18 protein-coding genes are annotated in these 16,955 nt (G+C 43.7%); 17 read left to right on the plus strand and 1 reads right to left on the minus strand.

Features of this window, described 5'->3' with window-relative positions:
• Positions 1–35 precede the first annotated feature (35 nt).
• The 9 genes from T355_RS0104230 to T355_RS0104270 all read left to right on the plus strand — a co-directional run bounded on the left by T355_RS0104230 (position 36) and on the right by T355_RS0104270 (position 10,271).
• On the plus strand, positions 36–2,843 hold the full coding sequence (locus tag T355_RS0104230) for an ATP-binding protein (RefSeq protein WP_027396660.1): 2,808 nt from the start codon (positions 36–38) through the stop codon (positions 2,841–2,843).
• A 79-nt stretch (positions 2,844–2,922) separates the two neighbouring features.
• Complete coding sequence (locus tag T355_RS0104235) at positions 2,923–3,738, plus strand: dioxygenase (protein WP_027396661.1); 816 nt, start codon at positions 2,923–2,925, stop codon at positions 3,736–3,738.
• Positions 3,739–3,792: 54 nt separating this feature from the next.
• Positions 3,793–4,797 carry a hypothetical protein gene (locus tag T355_RS0104240; RefSeq protein ID WP_027396662.1) on the plus strand — a complete coding sequence of 335 codons (1,005 nt, stop codon included), beginning with the start codon at positions 3,793–3,795 and terminating at the stop codon, positions 4,795–4,797.
• Between the two features lie 415 nt (positions 4,798–5,212).
• Positions 5,213–6,331, plus strand: coding sequence for a cyclic nucleotide-binding domain-containing protein (locus T355_RS0104245; RefSeq protein ID WP_027396663.1), 1,119 nt, complete (start codon positions 5,213–5,215; stop codon positions 6,329–6,331).
• A gap of 82 nt (positions 6,332–6,413) precedes the next feature.
• Positions 6,414–7,307, plus strand: a complete 894-nt coding sequence (locus T355_RS0104250) for a YitT family protein (protein ID WP_027396664.1) — start codon at positions 6,414–6,416, stop codon at positions 7,305–7,307.
• A gap of 137 nt (positions 7,308–7,444) precedes the next feature.
• Positions 7,445–7,726 (plus strand): ArsR/SmtB family transcription factor, encoded by a 282-nt coding sequence (locus T355_RS0104255; protein ID WP_027396665.1) that lies wholly within the window; start codon positions 7,445–7,447, stop codon positions 7,724–7,726.
• A 68-nt stretch (positions 7,727–7,794) separates the two neighbouring features.
• On the plus strand, positions 7,795–9,462 hold the full coding sequence (locus T355_RS13535; RefSeq protein WP_037329789.1) for an FAD-dependent oxidoreductase: 1,668 nt from the start codon (positions 7,795–7,797) through the stop codon (positions 9,460–9,462).
• Between the two features lie 21 nt (positions 9,463–9,483).
• Complete coding sequence (locus tag T355_RS0104265; protein WP_027396666.1) at positions 9,484–9,687, plus strand: 4Fe-4S binding protein; 204 nt, start codon at positions 9,484–9,486, stop codon at positions 9,685–9,687.
• On the plus strand, positions 9,684–10,271 hold the full coding sequence (locus T355_RS0104270) for a hypothetical protein (protein ID WP_027396667.1): 588 nt from the start codon (positions 9,684–9,686) through the stop codon (positions 10,269–10,271). The genes T355_RS0104265 and T355_RS0104270 overlap by 4 nt, the downstream gene beginning before the upstream one ends.
• A 122-nt stretch (positions 10,272–10,393) precedes the next feature.
• On the opposite strand, the gene T355_RS0104275 is transcribed toward T355_RS0104270, so the two are convergent.
• On the minus strand, positions 10,394–11,131 hold the full coding sequence (locus tag T355_RS0104275) for a PrsW family glutamic-type intramembrane protease (protein WP_027396668.1): 738 nt from the start codon (positions 11,129–11,131) through the stop codon (positions 10,394–10,396).
• 188 nt (positions 11,132–11,319) lie between these two features.
• Here T355_RS0104275 and T355_RS13540 point away from each other — a divergent pair, with 188 nt between their 5' ends.
• The 8 genes from T355_RS13540 to T355_RS0104315 all read left to right on the plus strand — a co-directional run bounded on the left by T355_RS13540 (position 11,320) and on the right by T355_RS0104315 (position 16,913).
• The gene (locus T355_RS13540) at positions 11,320–11,847 is read left to right on the plus strand and encodes a hypothetical protein (protein WP_037329843.1); all 528 of its coding nucleotides are present in this window, start codon (positions 11,320–11,322) and stop codon (positions 11,845–11,847) included.
• A 48-nt stretch (positions 11,848–11,895) separates the two neighbouring features.
• The gene (locus T355_RS0104285) at positions 11,896–13,107 is read left to right on the plus strand and encodes a MalY/PatB family protein (RefSeq protein ID WP_027396669.1); all 1,212 of its coding nucleotides are present in this window, start codon (positions 11,896–11,898) and stop codon (positions 13,105–13,107) included.
• 222 nt (positions 13,108–13,329) lie between these two features.
• On the plus strand, positions 13,330–13,761 hold the full coding sequence (locus tag T355_RS13545; protein ID WP_081777612.1) for a KilA-N domain-containing protein: 432 nt from the start codon (positions 13,330–13,332) through the stop codon (positions 13,759–13,761).
• A gap of 549 nt (positions 13,762–14,310) precedes the next feature.
• Complete coding sequence (locus T355_RS0104295; RefSeq protein WP_027396670.1) at positions 14,311–14,640, plus strand: hypothetical protein; 330 nt, start codon at positions 14,311–14,313, stop codon at positions 14,638–14,640.
• Positions 14,641–14,703: 63 nt separating this feature from the next.
• Complete coding sequence (locus T355_RS0104300; RefSeq protein WP_027396671.1) at positions 14,704–15,069, plus strand: ACT domain-containing protein; 366 nt, start codon at positions 14,704–14,706, stop codon at positions 15,067–15,069.
• Positions 15,070–15,104: 35 nt separating this feature from the next.
• Positions 15,105–15,632: a GNAT family N-acetyltransferase gene (locus T355_RS0104305; protein ID WP_027396672.1), complete on the plus strand. Its 528-nt coding sequence runs from the start codon at positions 15,105–15,107 to the stop codon at positions 15,630–15,632.
• Positions 15,633–15,754: 122 nt separating this feature from the next.
• A complete protein-coding gene (locus T355_RS0104310) occupies positions 15,755–16,270 on the plus strand; it encodes a nitroreductase family protein (RefSeq protein ID WP_027396673.1) in 516 nt (171 codons plus the stop codon).
• A 70-nt stretch (positions 16,271–16,340) separates the two neighbouring features.
• Positions 16,341–16,913 (plus strand): cob(I)yrinic acid a,c-diamide adenosyltransferase, encoded by a 573-nt coding sequence (locus T355_RS0104315; RefSeq protein ID WP_027396674.1) that lies wholly within the window; start codon positions 16,341–16,343, stop codon positions 16,911–16,913.
• The last annotated feature ends 42 nt before the right edge of the window (positions 16,914–16,955 follow it).

Here is a 16,955-nt window from a genome sequence, read left to right on the forward strand (position 1 = left end):
ATGAATAATTGTCAGCGCAAAGGAGGCTACCTTTGATGCGAAATAATAAATTTTACATTATGCGAATATTAATAGCGGCACTTATGGTTTTTGTGCTGCTTCCTTCCCATGTGCTGTATGCGGACGAGATTCCCGATACCCGGGAGCCAGTTCATGTGGGCGTTGTTTTGCAGTCTGGTGTAGCCATGACTACGGATTCAGGGGTGTACTACGGCTTTGACGCAGAATTTATGTATAAAATTGCCCAGTATGCCAATCTTAAGCCAATTTTTCATCCATATAAGGACAATGTTGAAATGTTCAAGGGACTAGATGATGGGGACATACAGATGGCCCTCGGTATTTCACCTAATCCTGAAAGACTTGAGAGGTTTTTATTTGGCAGCCATGGATTATTTACCAGTCAGGCCAGCATTAGGGTGCGTGACGATGACCCACGATTCAGCTATGGCAATCCCACCGAATACAATGGCAAGGTTTTGGGTGTAGTGAAATCATCCATTATGTATGATCGGGCCAGGGAGTGGGCCAGCAAGAACGATATTCATCCAATTTTTAAGACCTATGACAACGATGATGAACTGCAAGAGGCTATGGATAACGGAGAGTTGGATGGAATTGTGACCTATGGGTCGAAGCTGACCAACAATTATCGGGCTTCCTTTAATATTGTTGCAACTACCTATTATCCTATTTTTTCAAAGGACCAGATGGCTTTGAAAAATAAGGTGGATGCTGCCATGAGCAGGATTCTCTACGAGGATGTGCGCTATCCTGAAAAGCTCTACGATAAATACCGTCATTTCCATTATCAGGATAGTATACCTCTTTCTGTTGAGGAAAAAGAATATATTGCCAATCATCCGGTGCTGAAGGTGGCAGTCCATGGAATGAATCCACCTATTTCCTATGTGGACAGCAATGGGGATATCCGTGGTGTAGCACCTGACCTGTATAAGCAGATAGCTCATGAATTAAATTGGCAGGTGGAGTTTGTTGTTTTTAACGATCGTGAAGAGATAGCCAGGGCTCTTAAAGAGGGAGAGGTAGATGTTTATGGCGTGACCTCTCAGGACATAATTGGCAGTGAGAATATTGGCCTGGCCATAACAAAGACATATTTTACTCTTAGCATTTTATGCTTGCGACGTTCTGATGTGGCAGAAATCCATACAGCCGCTTTTGTGGGTATGGTACCGCCAAATGTGGAAAATGCCATAAGGGAAGGGGCACCAAATATGGAGCTTATTTCCTTCCCAACCATTGAGGAATGCTATGAAGCCATGAGCTCCCATAAGGTGGATGCGATATATTGTAATATGGCACAGCTGAACTGGCTGACGGCAAAGCATGGTTCCGGAAACTTTACGGTAGAAGGCGTGGATGATCTGGGGACCGAGTTCAGCGGTCAGCTCATGCCAGGTAATTCCGTCCTGAATTCTATTCTTAGCAAGACTGTCCAGGGTGGTAAAATTAATATTACCAATATCCTCAGCAAAAACCTGTATACTGATCAGACCGTTATGGACTATATCCGTTCAATACCAGCCAGACTGATATTGATATTATTTGCACTGTTTGCTGCTATTATTGGCATGGTTGGCTATACCATGTATAAAAACCACCAGAGCAGAGTCATAGCTGAGCTTAACGCTAAGCAGGCTGCTTTGGATGCTTCAGAGCAGGCCCGTAAGGCAGAGAGCAGCTTCCTGTCCACCATGAGCCATGATATGCGCACGCCGTTAAATGGTATTTTGGGATATACAAGATTGGCCCGTGGTTCTCATGATATGAATGAAATCCAGCAATATCTGGAGCGTATTGACAGCTCCAGTAAGCTGATGCTGGCCCTGGTAAATGATGTTCTTGACCTGTCCAAGCTGTCCAGTGGCAAGATGGAGCTTCGTGAGGATAGAATAGTGCCTCATGAGCTGTTTAACATTATCAAGGATGCCATTACCATGAATGCCAATAATCACCACATTGATTTTAAGGCTGATCTTCATGTGGATGATGGTGTAATAGTATATTCTGACCGTCTCCGTTTACAGCAATTGGCCATGAATCTTCTCAGCAACGCGGTGAAATACACCCCAGCAGGTGGTCATGTGGTATGGGATGTTCATGTCCAGGTAGAAGGGGATAAGTCCAGCCTTGTGGAAATAGTCCAGGATGACGGCATTGGCATGAGTGAGGAATTCCAACAGCATATGTTTGAGGTTTTCAGCCAGGAAAATCGTGCAGAGACAGTCAACGCCCGAGGGACTGGATTGGGACTTTCCCTGGTACATAAGTTCATCAACATGATGGGAGGAACAATAGAAGTAGAAAGTAAGCTGGGAGAAGGTACTACCTTTATTTTTAGCGTGCCTATAAAAACCGTCAGAGAGGATGCAAGGGTAGTGGCTGCTGAGGGACAGCCTAATGCAAATAACATAGAGGCAATATCCAAGAATGTATTGCGGGATACGCCTATATTATTGGTGGAGGATAATGAAATCAACGCAGAGCTGGCTCAGCTTATGCTGGCAGATTATGGGGCCAATATGATTGATTGGGCCCATAATGGTCAGGAGGCTGTGGAGATATATAGCGCCAGTGAGCCATCCCATTATAAGCTGATTCTCATGGATTTAAGGATGCCGGTTATGGACGGACTTACTGCCACCAGAAAGATTCGCATGCTTCATCGCCCTGATGCAGGCGTTGTGCCAATAATCGCCATGTCCGCAGATGCCTACGAGGAGGATGTTCGCAACTGCAGGGAGGCTGGTATGCAGAATCACATAAGTAAGCCGGTGGATATTAATAGGCTTATGAGGGCTATTGTGGATGTGCTTTGATTTTTAAGGGAACTTTAGAAATTTTTGTGATATACTTAATAATTGGAATGGTTGTATAGAGATTTCAAGGAGAATATTTATGGATGAGATAAGGATGCCGGTCATTTTTTCCGGACATGGAAGCCCCATGACAGCTCTGGATTTGAATGACATTACCGCAGGGATGCGGGCTGTAGGAGAATCTGTCCTTAGAATATTTGGCAGGCCTAAGGCAATATTGGCTATTTCTGCCCATTGGTTTACAGAGGGTACTTATATTCAGAGTGCCCCTCAGCCAAAGCAGGAATACGATTTTCAGGGGTTCCCGGAGGAGCTTTCCCAGGTTGCCTATCCCGTAACGGGATGCGGTGATTTGACTCAGCGGGTGCAGGAGCTGTTGGGGGACAAGGTGTCTGTTAATGATGACTGGGGTATTGACCACGGGACCTGGTCTGTGCTGGTTCACATGTTTCCAAAGGCAGATGTTCCTGTGGTACAGCTGTCTGTAAATAAAAGCTTCACTGCCCAGGACTGCTATGATTTGGGCAAAGCCCTTGTCCAGCTTCGCAGCGAAGGCTATCTTATTTTCGGCAGCGGCAATATTGTATATGATCCAGAAAAGGTAGGCTATACAGCTGATAAGGCGGCCCTCAGAAATCGTGAGGGCACTCAGGAGGCTATTGCCTTTAACAACTACATTTGCCGTGCTGTTGAGTACCACCACGAGGATAGGGCTCTTAATTGGGAAATTGGTCCAAATTCTGAGTATGCGGTTCCAACGGTTGACCATTATTGGCCGCTACTCTATACCCTTGGGGCGGCAGATGGCGATGACGGTGTGGCAGTAAACAGGGTATTTACCATGGGTTCTGTGGCAATGACCATGTTTGCCTTTGGTATGTTCCCGAAGCAGTAAGAAGAAAAATCGGAACAATGGAGAGAGAGCACCTTAAAAGGGATGGGGTTGTATATGAAAAAATGTAAGCTCCTGCTTTTGGCCGTTTCCATGGTGTGGGGAGGTCTTTGCCTTTCCTTGGGGACTAATCATGTAATGGCGGCAGAAGCATTGGATAAGGCCGAAACGGTGGAAATGGAGGAAAACACCTATGCCGTGTCTGATACGGCATATCTGAATCTTGATTGGTTGGCCGGGGCCGGCAATGAGGATGCAGCTACCATTTTGAAGCTAATCGGCAATCGTACTATTGCTGTGGACAGCAGTTTGCCGGATTTTAAGCGCATAAATAACATGAATCAGACCCTTCGGCGGATAAACTACGATGCCCTTAATCTGTATTGTCTGGCCAACGGCTATACGGAAATAATGGAGCTGGGCTGTGGTTATTCCCCAAGGGGAATTTATATGTGTGAGCGGGGAAAAAATTACACGGGCTGTGATTTTGCCTCGGTGGTAAGGGATATGAGAAAGCTTACTTCCTATCTGACTCCCCAGGAGAAGAAATTCCTCCATTACAAGATGGCGGGGGTAACCAGTGAGGCGGAAATGCAGCAGGCTGTCCAGGATATCAAGGCCCCTATGTGCATGGTTTCAGAAGGTCTTTGGATGTTTTTGGGCAATGGGGAAAAGAAGAAGGCCCTTGAAAATATTAAAAAGATTTTAGATGCCAAGGGTGGTTGTCTTATTACTACGGATTTTAGCTTTAAGGAATATGGCTGGAATGTGGCGGAGGCCCTGTACCCGGGTCATGGGGATGCCATAATGGATGAAACCATGGAGCTTTACGATGTGGTTTCCAGAGATGATATAGGAAAGAACCTCTTTAAGAGTCCTGAGGAGGCGGTGAAGTTTATTAACTCCTGTGGCCTTCAGGTGAAGCGTGTACCTCTGATTTATGGCAACTACGAAATGGACCCATATAGCTGTCTTTCCGACGATCAGGAGCATCAGCTGCTGAACGTGTTGTCGGAGCATTATTTGTGGGTGATAACTTCAGACAGCAAACGACCTAAATGAAAAATTTAAATTAAAATAGCTGAAAAACAAAGGCAAGGTCAATTGAAGGGGCCTTGCCTTTAAAATGCATTAAAAAGCTATTAAATTTTTGTTATAGGACTTATGCTTTGGCTGTAAAAATACGATTATAAGGTCAAATAAAGCACATACAAGTAGTTATGCTTTACAAATGGGATTGTATAATTACTTCAGTGCACAAAAGCGGCGAGTAATCCCCTAAGAAGATGCTGTTTACGGGCGGTATCCTCTTAGGGGATTACCAATTTAAGGGGATTTTCCTTTTTGATTTTCGAAAATCGGTTATTTGTCCTATATATTTGCTAGTAAATATATAGGGTTGATGTTAATATTAAATGGGAGATTTCGATAAAATTATTAGAAAGGATTCAAAGTTTAGAGAAGGAGTCTCTGTGTCATGGATATTATTTCAACTACTTCCAAGCCTCGATACCGTGTGGGGAATGTAAGCTCCACCATGATGGAGGAGCTTCGGAAGATATATGGCAATAATATAAAGGATATTGTGACTGTGGATGAGGAGGAGTTGAAGGTCCTAAATGAAAAGGGCCAGCACTCCAGAGCTGCTGTTCAGGCCATTTTCCGGGTAGGGGGCAGAATTGCTCCTGTGTCCTATTTGGGCTTTCTCCGTGATGAGGTTATGAGCGACCCTTATCTGAGGACCAATTATTATTTCGGCAACGGCAAGCTGTGGCGAATTATTTTGAATTCCAATACCATCCAGCCCGTGTTCAGGGCGGCGGATTCCCTGGATCCAAATGATTTGATGGACACCATGCACCGCATTGCTGAGGCGGACCGTCGCCGTCCCTTCGATTTGCGGAAGGGAAAGCTGCTGCGTATATACATTTTCCGCATCAGTAACGAAGAGTATATGTTCCTGCTGAGCTGGCCACTTTTGATAGACAAGCATTGGACCCCTCACAATTTGTTCCACCATCCGATGATTACCTACAGCAGAATGGAAGAATTCAGTGTTGCTGAGACCGTTACCATGGAAGCCAATGAGCTGGAGTACAACGTGGGACTTCTCAGCGAAACCCCGCTTCTGCTTAGCTTGAATAAAACCCAGATTCGCTCTCTTCTGGATTCCTGCTGGGTGACTTCCTACCAAAAGGATGACGTTATCCTTAATGAAAATGTGAACCAGACAGCTATGCTGGTGTTGCTGACAGGCAGGGTGGCCCGTTTCAGCAAGGGGGATGACGAGTGGATGAAGCCTCTGGATGAGGTGGAGGAAGGACAGCTTCTAAATCCACAGGTGGTGCTGGGGGTACCGTCCTCGTTTTTGCTGGAGGCTGTGGAGGAATGTCAGATTTTGCACATTCCGAGAATGCAGTTCAAGCATTTGCTGCAAAACCACAACGACGTGGGCTGGCAGGCCTTTAAGGCCATTACCAGGGAGCTGGACCATTATCAGAAGTGTTGGACCAAGGCCCAGGAAAGTGTTAAAAATAAAAATAAAGCTCCAGAAGATCAGGACGATAAAGAGGAAAAAGAGGATAATGTAGTTTGACACCCGTTGTGTTGATGGAGAAGCCCCATAGGGGAGATAATCGGCACCAGCGGGTGTTTTGTTGGGAAAGCAGGTGTGGTATATGACAAAATCGGCAGTTAAGATTATTTTGAGACTTTGCCTGATTTTATTGGGATGTTTTATAACGGCAATGGGATTTAACCTATTCCTTATACCGGCCCATCTCCTCACAGGTGGTATCAGCGGTATTTCAATGATCGTGTACTATCTGACGGGGTTGCCGGTGGGTGCCCAGAATCTGGTGTATAATCTGCCAATTTTATACCTGGCCTATAGAATTTTCGGCAAGCGCTATTTCATGGATACCATTATTGGCACAGTGGCCTTTTCTCTTATCCTTGATGCTACGGCATTTGTTATTGAATGGAAGGTATGTGCTGATCCCATTTTAAACGCAGTATTTGGCGGCGTATTAAGCGGTATCGGCTTCGGTCTGGTGTTCCGTGCCAATGCCAATACCGGGGGCCTGGACGTGCTGGGGGCAGTTATAAAGAAGTTTTACTCTGTGGATTTGGGTACTGCGGTGGCGGTACTGAACTTTGCCATTGTGTCAGCCTCTGCATTTATGTTTGAGCTGGAGGAGGCCCTGTTGTCCTTTGCGGGAATATATGTAACTGCTGAGCTTACCAACCGCGTGGTGGCAGGCTTTAACAGGGAAAAATCCATTGTGATTATTTCACCTAAGTCCAGCGAGATATGTGATGAAATAATGTCCGGAATTCATCGCGGGGTAACATACATCAATGGTCGGGGCGGAATGTCCGGGGCAAGCTGTGATGTTCTGTTCACAGTGGTGCGCCTTACTCAGGTGGCCCAGGTGAAGGCTATAGTGGATCATTATGACCCCCAGGCCTTCATGATAGTCTCCGATACCTCTGAGGTAAGCGGCAGGGGCTTTACCATGGAGTGTGAAAGCTATGAGGAAGCCTGTAAAAAATGGTCCCATAACGTCTGATTTTTAAAATTTCATACCAATCAAAACATATACAATTCGGATCCGCTTATGGGTCCGGATTTTTGTTTGAAAAATAATTTGACAACTATATTCAAAAAACGTAATATATAAATATATTAAATTAGGAGGCGAAATTAATGATTGAAGATATGAAATTTTTGGAAGAGCAGGCAGAGCTTTTGAAGGTTATTGCCCATCCCGTTCGCCTTTGTATAGCCCGTGGCCTTTGGCGCAGTGGCAGCTGCAATGTGACCCACATGCAGTGCTGTCTGGAGGTGCCCCAGTCTACCGTTTCCCAGCATCTGGGTAAATTACGCCAGGCTGGAATTATTGAGGGAGAGCGAAATGGTTTGGAGATTACTTATAGATTGAAGGATGAACGGGTTAAAGCAATTTTATCCTGTTTATTTTCTCAGTGATTATTTTTATGATGTTAAGCTTGTTGAAAAACTTAGGAGCTTGTTGAAAATTTTAGGAGTGAACTGATATGAAAAAGTATTTAATTGTTGGTGGTGTGGCCGGCGGCGCAACTGCGGCTGCCAGACTTCGTCGTCTTGAAGAAGATGCAGAGATTATAATGTTCGAGCGGGGCGGGGATGTTTCCTTTGCCAACTGTGGGCTGCCTTATTATGTGGGAGGCACAATTCAGCATAGGGACGACCTGCTGGTTATGGATCCAGCAGCATTTAAGAAACTATTTAATATAGATGTACGGATTTATAGTGAAGTGGTTTCCGTGAATCCTGAAGCTAAATCAGTACAGGTGAGATTTGGGGATACCCAGTATGAGGAGCACTATGATGCTTTACTGCTGGCTCCGGGTGCTAAGCCTCTAACTCCGGGGATTCCGGGTATTGAGCATAAAAATATTGTTACCCTTAGGAATGTGCCGGATGCAGATATTCTTCATAAGCTGAGCCACGACTATCCTTCCGGCAGAGCTGTGGTCGTAGGTGGTGGTTTTGTGGGCATCGAGTCTGCAGAGAATATAAGACAGCAGGGGCTGGAGGTAACTATTGTGGAGGCGGCACCTCATATTTTGGCGCCCTTTGATACGGATATAGTGGTGCAGGCGGAAAATGAACTGCGAAGCAATGGGGTAAATCTAAAGCTGGGTGACGGTGTGAAGGAATTTCATCACGAGCCGGATGGCAGCATTAAGGTGGAGCTTTCCTCCGGGGAGATGCTGGAGGCAGATTTCGTGGTACTGTCCATAGGTGTGCGCCCGGATACGGGATTTTTGCAGGATAGCGGTATTGACTTGAATGACAGGGGCTATATCGTTGTAAATGAATATATGCAGACTAATTTCAAGGATATCTACGCTGTAGGAGATGCTGTGCAGACCTATAACGGGCAAACCAGTGAAGCTGGTTCACTGGCCTTGGCAGGACCTGCTAACAGTCAGGGACGGCTGGCAGCTGATAATATAAACGGTGCCCAGAGAAAATATCGTGGCTTTGTGGGCAGCTCAATTTTGAAGGTATTTGAACTTACAGTGGCCTCCACCGGCATGAATGAAAGGGCCCTTCAGAGACAGGGGCTGGTGTATGGTAAGGACTACAGATTTACGGTTACCTTCCCGGCAGATCACGCCACCTATTATCCAGGAGCCAAAAATTTTACCTTGAAAATGATCTTCAGCATGAAGGATGGCAAGGTGCTGGGAGCCCAGGCCATTGGCCCAAAGGGTGTAGACAAGCGCATTGATGTAATCGCCTCCGTGATTCGCTTTGGTGGCACTGTGCAGGATTTGATGGATTTGGAGCTGGCCTACGCTCCACCATTTTCCTCAGCCAAGGACCCTGTAAATATGGCGGGATACTACGCAGATAACATTATACAGGGGATGACGAATCCGCTTCTGCCAAATGAATTGGAGGCTGAGCTGAATAAGGGGGCACTCCTTATTGATGTGAGAAATCCTGAAATGTTTACGGCAGGCCATATAAAGGGGGCTGTAAACATTCCGGCTCCTAAGCTAAGAACTCAGCTGGATAAGCTGGATAAAAATCGTCCTATTATCGTTAGCTGCCGGGTGGGAATCAACGGCTATTATATGGAAAGAATGCTTACACAACACGGGTTTACAGTGCGTAATCTGATGGGTGGCTTCTCCTATGCCAGATGGTTTGCCCTGGATATACAGAACTGATCAGGAGGAGGAGCTTTAATCATGGGAAAATTATCACCCCGTCATGCGGTGGTGGATAGCAATATGTGTGTGGCTTGTGGAACCTGTGCAGACGTTTGCCCCACTGGCGCTATGGAAATAGTCAGTGGCGTCTTTGCCAAGCCTACAGAAGAAAAATGTGTTGGCTGCGGAATATGTGCTAAGGAGTGTCCTGCATCGGCCATTAGGGTGGAGGTGCGGTCGTGAAGAAGCAGCAACGCCATTGGTACCATTATCTTTGGATTTGGTCCATCATCTATTTTTCTTTAGGATTTGTGAACATTTTATTTGCCTGGCTGGGGCTTATCAGCTTCTGCCTGCCACTGATTTTTGCCATTGGGGGCGGCAACAAGCTATTTTGCAACCGCTACTGTGATAGAGGCCAATTTCTGCGGGTAATGGGAAGTCAGGTGGGACTCTCCCTCCGTCGGGAAATGCCGGACTGGATGAAGGGCAAGGCTTTCAGATATGGCTTTATGGTTTTCTTTTTCGCCATGTTCTTCAATATCATCTATGTATCCTGGCTGGTGGGCAGTGAAATACAGGGGATTCAGGAGGCAGTAACTGTGCTGTGGACCTTCCAGCTGCCATGGAACTGGACATATTCTGCGGGAATTACCCCATGGGTGGCCCAGTTTGCTTTCGGGCTATATAGCCTGATGCTTACCTCTGAAATTATTGCTATTGCCGCCATGCTGATATATAAGCCCCGCTCCTGGTGCGTCTTTTGTCCAATGGGCACCCTGACCCAGACCATCTGTAAGGCTAAGTATGTGCCAACAACAATATAGATTCAAATAAACGTTTTTTAAAGTATTAAATAACATTTAAAAAACATAAAAAAATAAAAGGCAACCTGCCATATATCACATGAGATATATAGCAAGGTGCCTTTTTGCTGTCATAAAGCAATTTACATCAGCATCTTCGAGTATTTCTCTGCATCACGCTTCACGCGCTTTATTGCAATAAACTGGAAAATTGTGGTAAAGACGAGGCAGACTAAACCAGCTAAAATCCATATTCCTGTCCTTTCATCATCTATGTTATTGATAAAGATGGCTGGATTGAATACGGTGCAGACATCATAAATGGTATGTAATATCACTGGTACAGAAAAGGCAATCAGATATTGGAGCTTATATGGAAGACCATTTTTCTTGTTGTACTGTCCAATACCGATATACTTACCCATGATGATACCAAATATGGTATGAACCCCAAGAGTAATTAATCTTAACAGGCCTTCGATGTCCTCACCATAGACGAATTCCTCGAGTAAGGTAATACCGATACCCACCGCGGCACCAGTCAAAATGTATTCATAAATATTTTTAGGCTTAAATAACCATATTGCCAAAATAATCATCAGTAATCTGGATATTTCCTCAATTAATCCGGCTCGCCAAAAGGATGTTACGAAAGATTTTATAACCACATTTTGTATATTTTCTATGGTAAACCCCATGTTCATAAACGTAAAGGCAATTCCCAATGCAAATACCAGGGTTAGCATAGTGGCAAGAACTCCTAAAAAGATTGGTACAAATGCCTGCTTTTTATTAATGGACATATCACATTCCCATTTCAGCATTTTCTTATAAACTATTCCCAATATGATAGCAGTTAAAAGCAACTGAATAATCATCATTTTAGACAACCTCCTTTGGAGTATAATTTTACTACTATTTTTTATATCCATATAGGTTTAAAAGTGTTACTGATTTGAAAAATATTTATCTGGAAAAAGTAGAAGGAATTTTTCCATGTAGGTGGAATAATCATTTTATAAAGTTTGGGAATAATTGTATTACAGAAAAAAATTAGGAGGATTTCGTCATGAAAAAGAAGATTATTGGCTTATTATCCGTATTAACTATAGGAACTTTCTGCATTAGCACGGCCAGTGCAGCTGAAAAAATGGTTGGAATGCCAAACCCTATGGTGTCTTATAATACTGTGGCAGAGGCAAAGGCAGAAGCTGGTTTTCAGCCTTTATACCTTCCATCCATAAGTGGCTATCATGTAAATCAGGTCTGGGTCATAGGCGGTGACATAATAGATATAGAGTATTGTTCAGATAGTCAGCCAGCGGGAAAATTCCGCCTTCGCACAGCCCGTTGCACAGAGCTGACGAATGACAATATCAGCGGCATATATGGAGCTACCTGGAACAAGGAAAAAATCAATGGTTTGTCTGTAGCTATAGCGGAGATTTATTACGAGAAGGATATGCCGATTGACTATGCTGCCCATTGGACCCACAATAATATGCTGTTTTCTGTAAGCGGAGAGAAGCTGACCTATAGGGAGTTCTGGCGGTTATTGGAGCATGGTCTGGTGGAGCTCAGCCAGAATTATTTTTAAGATAGCATATATTTAGGTATTCCGTTGGATAACGAGGGGAGAGGTAAAATGAAGTTTGATTTTGATGAAATAGTGGATCGGCAGAATACCAATGCACTGAATACTGATGGCTTTAGGGGCTATATTTTCCATGCGGGGCCCGAGAAGGTTTTTCCATATAAGGACGAAGATTTTGTGCGGATGTGGGTGGCAGATATGGAATTTGCTACGCCTCAGCCTATTATTGATGCTGTAAAATCGCGTCTGGACCGCCGTATTATGGGCTATACCATGATGTTTAAGGATGATTATTATAATGCCTTTGCAGCCTGGTGTAATAAAATGTATGATTGGAGCTTCCCAAAGGAGGAGCTGACCTTTTCAGCAGGGGTGATTCCTGCTTTGTATCAGCTTATAGAGCTGTTGGTGGCAAAGGATGAAAAGGTTATTATTCATACCCCGGCTTATGGATATTTTCAGCACGCCGCAGAATACAATGGTGTAGAGTATATTAAGGCACCTCTTCTAAAGGAGAAGGGGGAATTCAGTATTGATTTTGATGACCTTGAGAAAATCGCTGCTGATCCAAAGGTGAAGCTACTTATTTGGTGCAATCCTCACAATCCATCGGGGCGGGTGTGGACTGAGGCTGAATTGAAGCGTGTAGCGGAAATAGTGGAGAAAAATGATTTGTGGATTGTTTCCGATGAAATTCATTGTGATTTACTGCGTACAGGGGTGAAGCATATTCCTACCGCCAAAGTTATGCCCGATTATCAAAGGCTGATTACCTGTATGTCTGCCAGCAAGACCTTCAATATGGCCGGATTGATGTTTTCTAATATTATTATTCGTGACAAAAAGCTGCGACAAGATTTTAAGGGAAGGGACAAGAATATTGGCATGCTGAATCCCCTTTCCATTGCAGCTCATCAGGCAGCCTATGAGCATTGTGGAGAGTGGCTGAAGGAGCTTAAGGAATATTTGGATGCCAACTTCCGATATGTGGATAATTTCCTAAAGGATAAGCTGCCAGAAGCGGTATTTAAAATACCTGATGCCACATATTTAGCTTGGGTGGATATGGGGAAGTGTCTGCCGGGAGTGGAAAATTTGGCGGATTTCTTTGCCAATAAAGCTGGAGTGCTCCTGGAAGGTGGCGACGACCTTTTTGTAGGAAATGCCAAGGGCTATATCCGCCTGAACCTGGCTATGCCACAGGCAATAATCGCCAAGGGCCTTGATAGAATGTATGAGGCTATCTGTGACTACCGCTCTTAAGGGAAAAGGCAAATAATTAGCATAATAAAAAGGCTTTTGCAGTGCTGCGGGATTTGATCCTACAGCAGGCAAAGGCCTTATTTTTGTGTTGTGAAAAGCAAAAAATCATGGTTGAATACAAAACATAAGTTTTGTATAACGTAGTTAATAGATTGTTTGTTCGGTAGTATAATTATTATCTGGGAAATTTACCAGATATAAAGTGAGCTTATAGGAGGAAAAATGATGACAATAGTAAATAGAAGTATTGATGTAAAAGTATTAACCATTAGGGCCAAACTATCCAGTAAGGGTGATGATTATATTTCGCTTACGGATATTGCTAAATACAAAAGTGAACGTCCGGCTGTAACTGTAGAACATTGGCTGAGGCAATACAATACAACCGAATATTTAGGGGTATGGGAGCAATTACATAATGATAATTTTAAAGTCTCCGATTTCGAGGACTTTAAAAATCATTCTGGTTCAAATGCATTTACTCTGTCACCTCAAAAATGGATTAGTTCAACAAATGCTATAGGTATAGTATCCAAATCAGGTCGTTATGGTGGTACCTATGCCCACAGTGATTCCAGATATTCCTTGGTATCGATTTTGTTGGCTATACAAGCTTCTATGAAGCTGTATGCTGCGGCACTGGCTTCGGTATAAACTGGCGAACGAAAAATACCCAATTTTTGAGTCAATTGTGAACGGGAGATGCTTCTTTCAGCAGGAATAAGGAAAGAAATTCGAAATAATTTAGAAAAGTAAAGTTAAAATTTGTATACATGCGGAGTATATTATGTGAGCACGTTTATAATAGATGCTTTTAGATTGAGGCATAGTCTATATTTATGTAAAAAAATAGCACTTGCTGATAAATTATGCAAATGCTATAATGTGCTTAGAAAAAAGGTGCCGCCTAGCGGTCGCCCTCGTAGTTAATCGTTTTTACACGGAATAACCGCTCGGTCTGGCCGGACTAGGAGCGGTTATTTTTTGTTTCCATGATGATGAGCAGAATTAATAGTAAAACCACTATAACACTGTCGTTCATGGGCATCACCCCCTTAATAAAGAGGGCAAATAAACCGCCAAACAGCACCCAGCGATATTATACCAAACATATGTTAGCAAATCAATATGTGGGAATATGCTAAACGTAGTGGTATAAAAGAATTTAGATGACAGCACTGGTTCATTAGAAAGGATATCATTATGGCTAAAAAAATAATTGCACTATTTGTGGCGTTGCTGATTATTGCTGTTTCGGTTCCAACCATGGCGGCCTCGGTTATAAACAAGGACGGATATTATAAGGGCATCAGGCTCAATGGAAAGGTAAAGGTAGTGGACCATTTCCCTGATATCAAGGTAAAAGTGGTGGATGCTTTTCCCGATATACGGGTGAAAACTGTTGACGCATTTCCAGATAAAATCGGGGAGTGGCAGTTTGTAGAATATGGTGAGGATTTTACCATTCAGTTTGTGGAGAGCTTTCCAGACATAAAAATAAAATTTGTAGATGCGTTCCCGGGAGTTGACTGATAGAACATCTTTTCAATGAAAAAGTATTGAGCAATTGCTTTTGAAAATGGAGGTTATATAATTATGGATCTGACAGCAATTAAGGATAATATTACAGTTTGTAAAGTAAGTGATATATCGGAAATAGACATGACAAAGGATTTTTTCTTTTTGGCCAAAACCAATGATGAAATATCTCTTGTATGCAAAACGGAGCAGGCACCTGAAAATTGTATAAGCAGGGAAGATGGCTGGAAGGGCTTTTACATTGATGGAATGCTGGATTTTTCCATGGTGGGGGTATTGGCAAAAATTTCCACTATTCTTGCTGAAAATGGTATCAGTATATTCTCCATGTCCACATATAATACAGATTATATTTTGGTAAAAGAACATAAATGGGGAAAAGCCATGTCCGTGCTGATGAAAGCTGGATATAAATTAAAATAATAACCAATGCAAAATTTTGTAAGGAGAAAGACTAAATGCAAGAAGCAATAATTCGCTCTGCTACGGTAAATGACGCGGAGCGCCTTTTGGAGATATATTCTTATTATGTGACGGATACAGCTATTTCCTGGGAATATGATGTGCCTTCAGTGGAGGAGTTTCGGGGGCGTATTGAGGACGTACTAAAAAAATATCCATATTTGGTGGTAGAGGAGAATGGGGTTATTTACGGCTATGCTTATGCTCATCCCTTTGTCGGGCGGGCTGCCTACGACCATTCCTGCGAGCTGACAATTTATCTTGATAAGGATGCCAAGGGTCGGGGCTATGGCCGAAAGCTGTATGATGCTTTGGAAGCGCAGCTAAAGGAAATGGGGATTTTGAATATGTATTCCTGCATTGGGGACCCTGTTGAGGAAGATGAATATTTGACCAGAAACAGTGAATTGTTCCACCAGCATCTGGGTTTCACCAAGGTGGGGACATTTTATAAATGCGGCTATAAGTTTGGTCGCTGGTACAACATGATCTGGATGGAAAAAATCATCGGTGAGCACCGTTAAATCAAGGGATTCTGTTTAAGAGAGCCGTGCTATTTCCTATTGCATTCGTAGGTTTTGTGCTATATAATTTATCCAATACTAACGGGTACCATTTTTATAAAAAATAGTGAGGGGGCTATTATATGGAATTCAAAAGTGTAGTTCAGAATCGTTTTTCTTGTAAAAAATACAGTGATCGTCAGGTAGAAGCTGAAAAGCTGCAGGCCATTTTGGAGGCGGGGCGGCTGGCTCCAACTGCAAAGAATCTTCAGGAGCAGCGCATTTATGTGATTCAGAGTGAGGAAGCTCTGGCAAAGGTGGACAAGGTGACGCCTTGCAGATATGGTGCGCCTACTGTTTTGATTGTGGCCTTCGATAAGAATAATGTATTCACCTATCCTGGTGACAAGCGTGATTCCGGTGTTGAGGATGCGGCTATTGTTACCACCCACATGATCCTGGCAGCGGCTAATGAAGGCGTAGACAGCTGCTGGCTGAATTATTTTAACCCTGATGAGGTGGCCAAGGCCTTTGATTTGCCTGAAAATGAAGAAGTGCTGATGCTTATGGACCTTGGCTATGCAGCTGAGGAAGGCAAGCCATTGCCAAATCATTTTTCCAGAAAGCCAATAGAGGATACTGTAACATATATTAAGTAGTATAAATTAGGGCGTAGCTGAAGGGTTACGCCTTTTATACATTTAGTGCACTTAGGAGTGAAGGATTGGTATGCTTCAGATATATACAGGCAAGGGAAAGGGGAAAACCACGGCGGCTATTGGGCTGGCTATCAGGAGCCTGGGAGCCGGACATCAGGTGTATTTTTTGCAGTTTATGAAAAGCCTTGCCTATAGCGAGCAGGAGGTCCTGAAAGGATTTTCACCCAAGCTGCAGCTTAGAACCACGGGAAAGCCCTTCTTCGTGGCGGCTGAGGGAATGCTGTCTGAGGAGGAAAAGGCAAAGTGGGGCGATAAGGTGGTGATTTTTCCGCCGGGTCATCCACCAAAGGGTTATGTGGAAATGATAGGGGAGGAATTCAAGGCCGCAAAAAAAGAAATTTTGGCCATGAATCCTGATCTTTTAGTGTTGGATGAAGTAAATGTAGCATTGTTTTTCAACCTACTAACTAGGCAGGATATTGAACCCCTATTGGATGAATTGCCAAAATCCACAGAGGTGGTATGTACGGGCAGAAATGCTCCACAGTGGCTGCTGGATAGGGCGGATCTGATTACGGAAATGAAGGAAATCCGTCATTATTATACCAAGGGCGTTAAGGCCCGCAAGGGAATAGAAAATTAAATAAAAAGACCGAGGAACCAGTAAAATTCTGGCACCTCGGTT

The organism is Anaerovibrio lipolyticus LB2005 (assembly GCF_000621545.1).
Classification (GTDB): Bacteria; Bacillota; Negativicutes; order Selenomonadales; family Selenomonadaceae; genus Anaerovibrio; species Anaerovibrio lipolyticus_A.

Excerpts from the sequence above, each read along its gene's own strand:
- T355_RS0104230 (WP_027396660.1), top strand. The coding sequence starts at position 36 with ATGCGAAATAATAAATTTTACATTATGCGAATATTAATAGCGGCACTT.
- T355_RS0104235 (WP_027396661.1), top strand. The coding sequence starts at position 2,923 with ATGGATGAGATAAGGATGCCGGTCATTTTTTCCGGACATGGAAGCCCC.
- T355_RS0104240 (WP_027396662.1), top strand. The coding sequence starts at position 3,793 with ATGAAAAAATGTAAGCTCCTGCTTTTGGCCGTTTCCATGGTGTGGGGA.
- T355_RS0104245 (WP_027396663.1), top strand. The coding sequence starts at position 5,213 with ATGGATATTATTTCAACTACTTCCAAGCCTCGATACCGTGTGGGGAAT.
- T355_RS0104250 (WP_027396664.1), top strand. The coding sequence starts at position 6,414 with ATGACAAAATCGGCAGTTAAGATTATTTTGAGACTTTGCCTGATTTTA.
- T355_RS0104255 (WP_027396665.1), top strand. The coding sequence starts at position 7,445 with ATGATTGAAGATATGAAATTTTTGGAAGAGCAGGCAGAGCTTTTGAAG.
- T355_RS13535 (WP_037329789.1), top strand. The coding sequence starts at position 7,795 with ATGAAAAAGTATTTAATTGTTGGTGGTGTGGCCGGCGGCGCAACTGCG.
- T355_RS0104265 (WP_027396666.1), top strand. The coding sequence starts at position 9,484 with ATGGGAAAATTATCACCCCGTCATGCGGTGGTGGATAGCAATATGTGT.
- T355_RS0104275 (WP_027396668.1), bottom strand. The coding sequence starts at position 11,131 with ATGATGATTATTCAGTTGCTTTTAACTGCTATCATATTGGGAATAGTT.
- T355_RS13540 (WP_037329843.1), top strand. The coding sequence starts at position 11,320 with ATGAAAAAGAAGATTATTGGCTTATTATCCGTATTAACTATAGGAACT.
- T355_RS0104285 (WP_027396669.1), top strand. The coding sequence starts at position 11,896 with ATGAAGTTTGATTTTGATGAAATAGTGGATCGGCAGAATACCAATGCA.
- T355_RS13545 (WP_081777612.1), top strand. The coding sequence starts at position 13,330 with ATGATGACAATAGTAAATAGAAGTATTGATGTAAAAGTATTAACCATT.
- T355_RS0104295 (WP_027396670.1), top strand. The coding sequence starts at position 14,311 with ATGGCTAAAAAAATAATTGCACTATTTGTGGCGTTGCTGATTATTGCT.
- T355_RS0104300 (WP_027396671.1), top strand. The coding sequence starts at position 14,704 with ATGGATCTGACAGCAATTAAGGATAATATTACAGTTTGTAAAGTAAGT.
- T355_RS0104305 (WP_027396672.1), top strand. The coding sequence starts at position 15,105 with ATGCAAGAAGCAATAATTCGCTCTGCTACGGTAAATGACGCGGAGCGC.
- T355_RS0104310 (WP_027396673.1), top strand. The coding sequence starts at position 15,755 with ATGGAATTCAAAAGTGTAGTTCAGAATCGTTTTTCTTGTAAAAAATAC.
- T355_RS0104315 (WP_027396674.1), top strand. The coding sequence starts at position 16,341 with ATGCTTCAGATATATACAGGCAAGGGAAAGGGGAAAACCACGGCGGCT.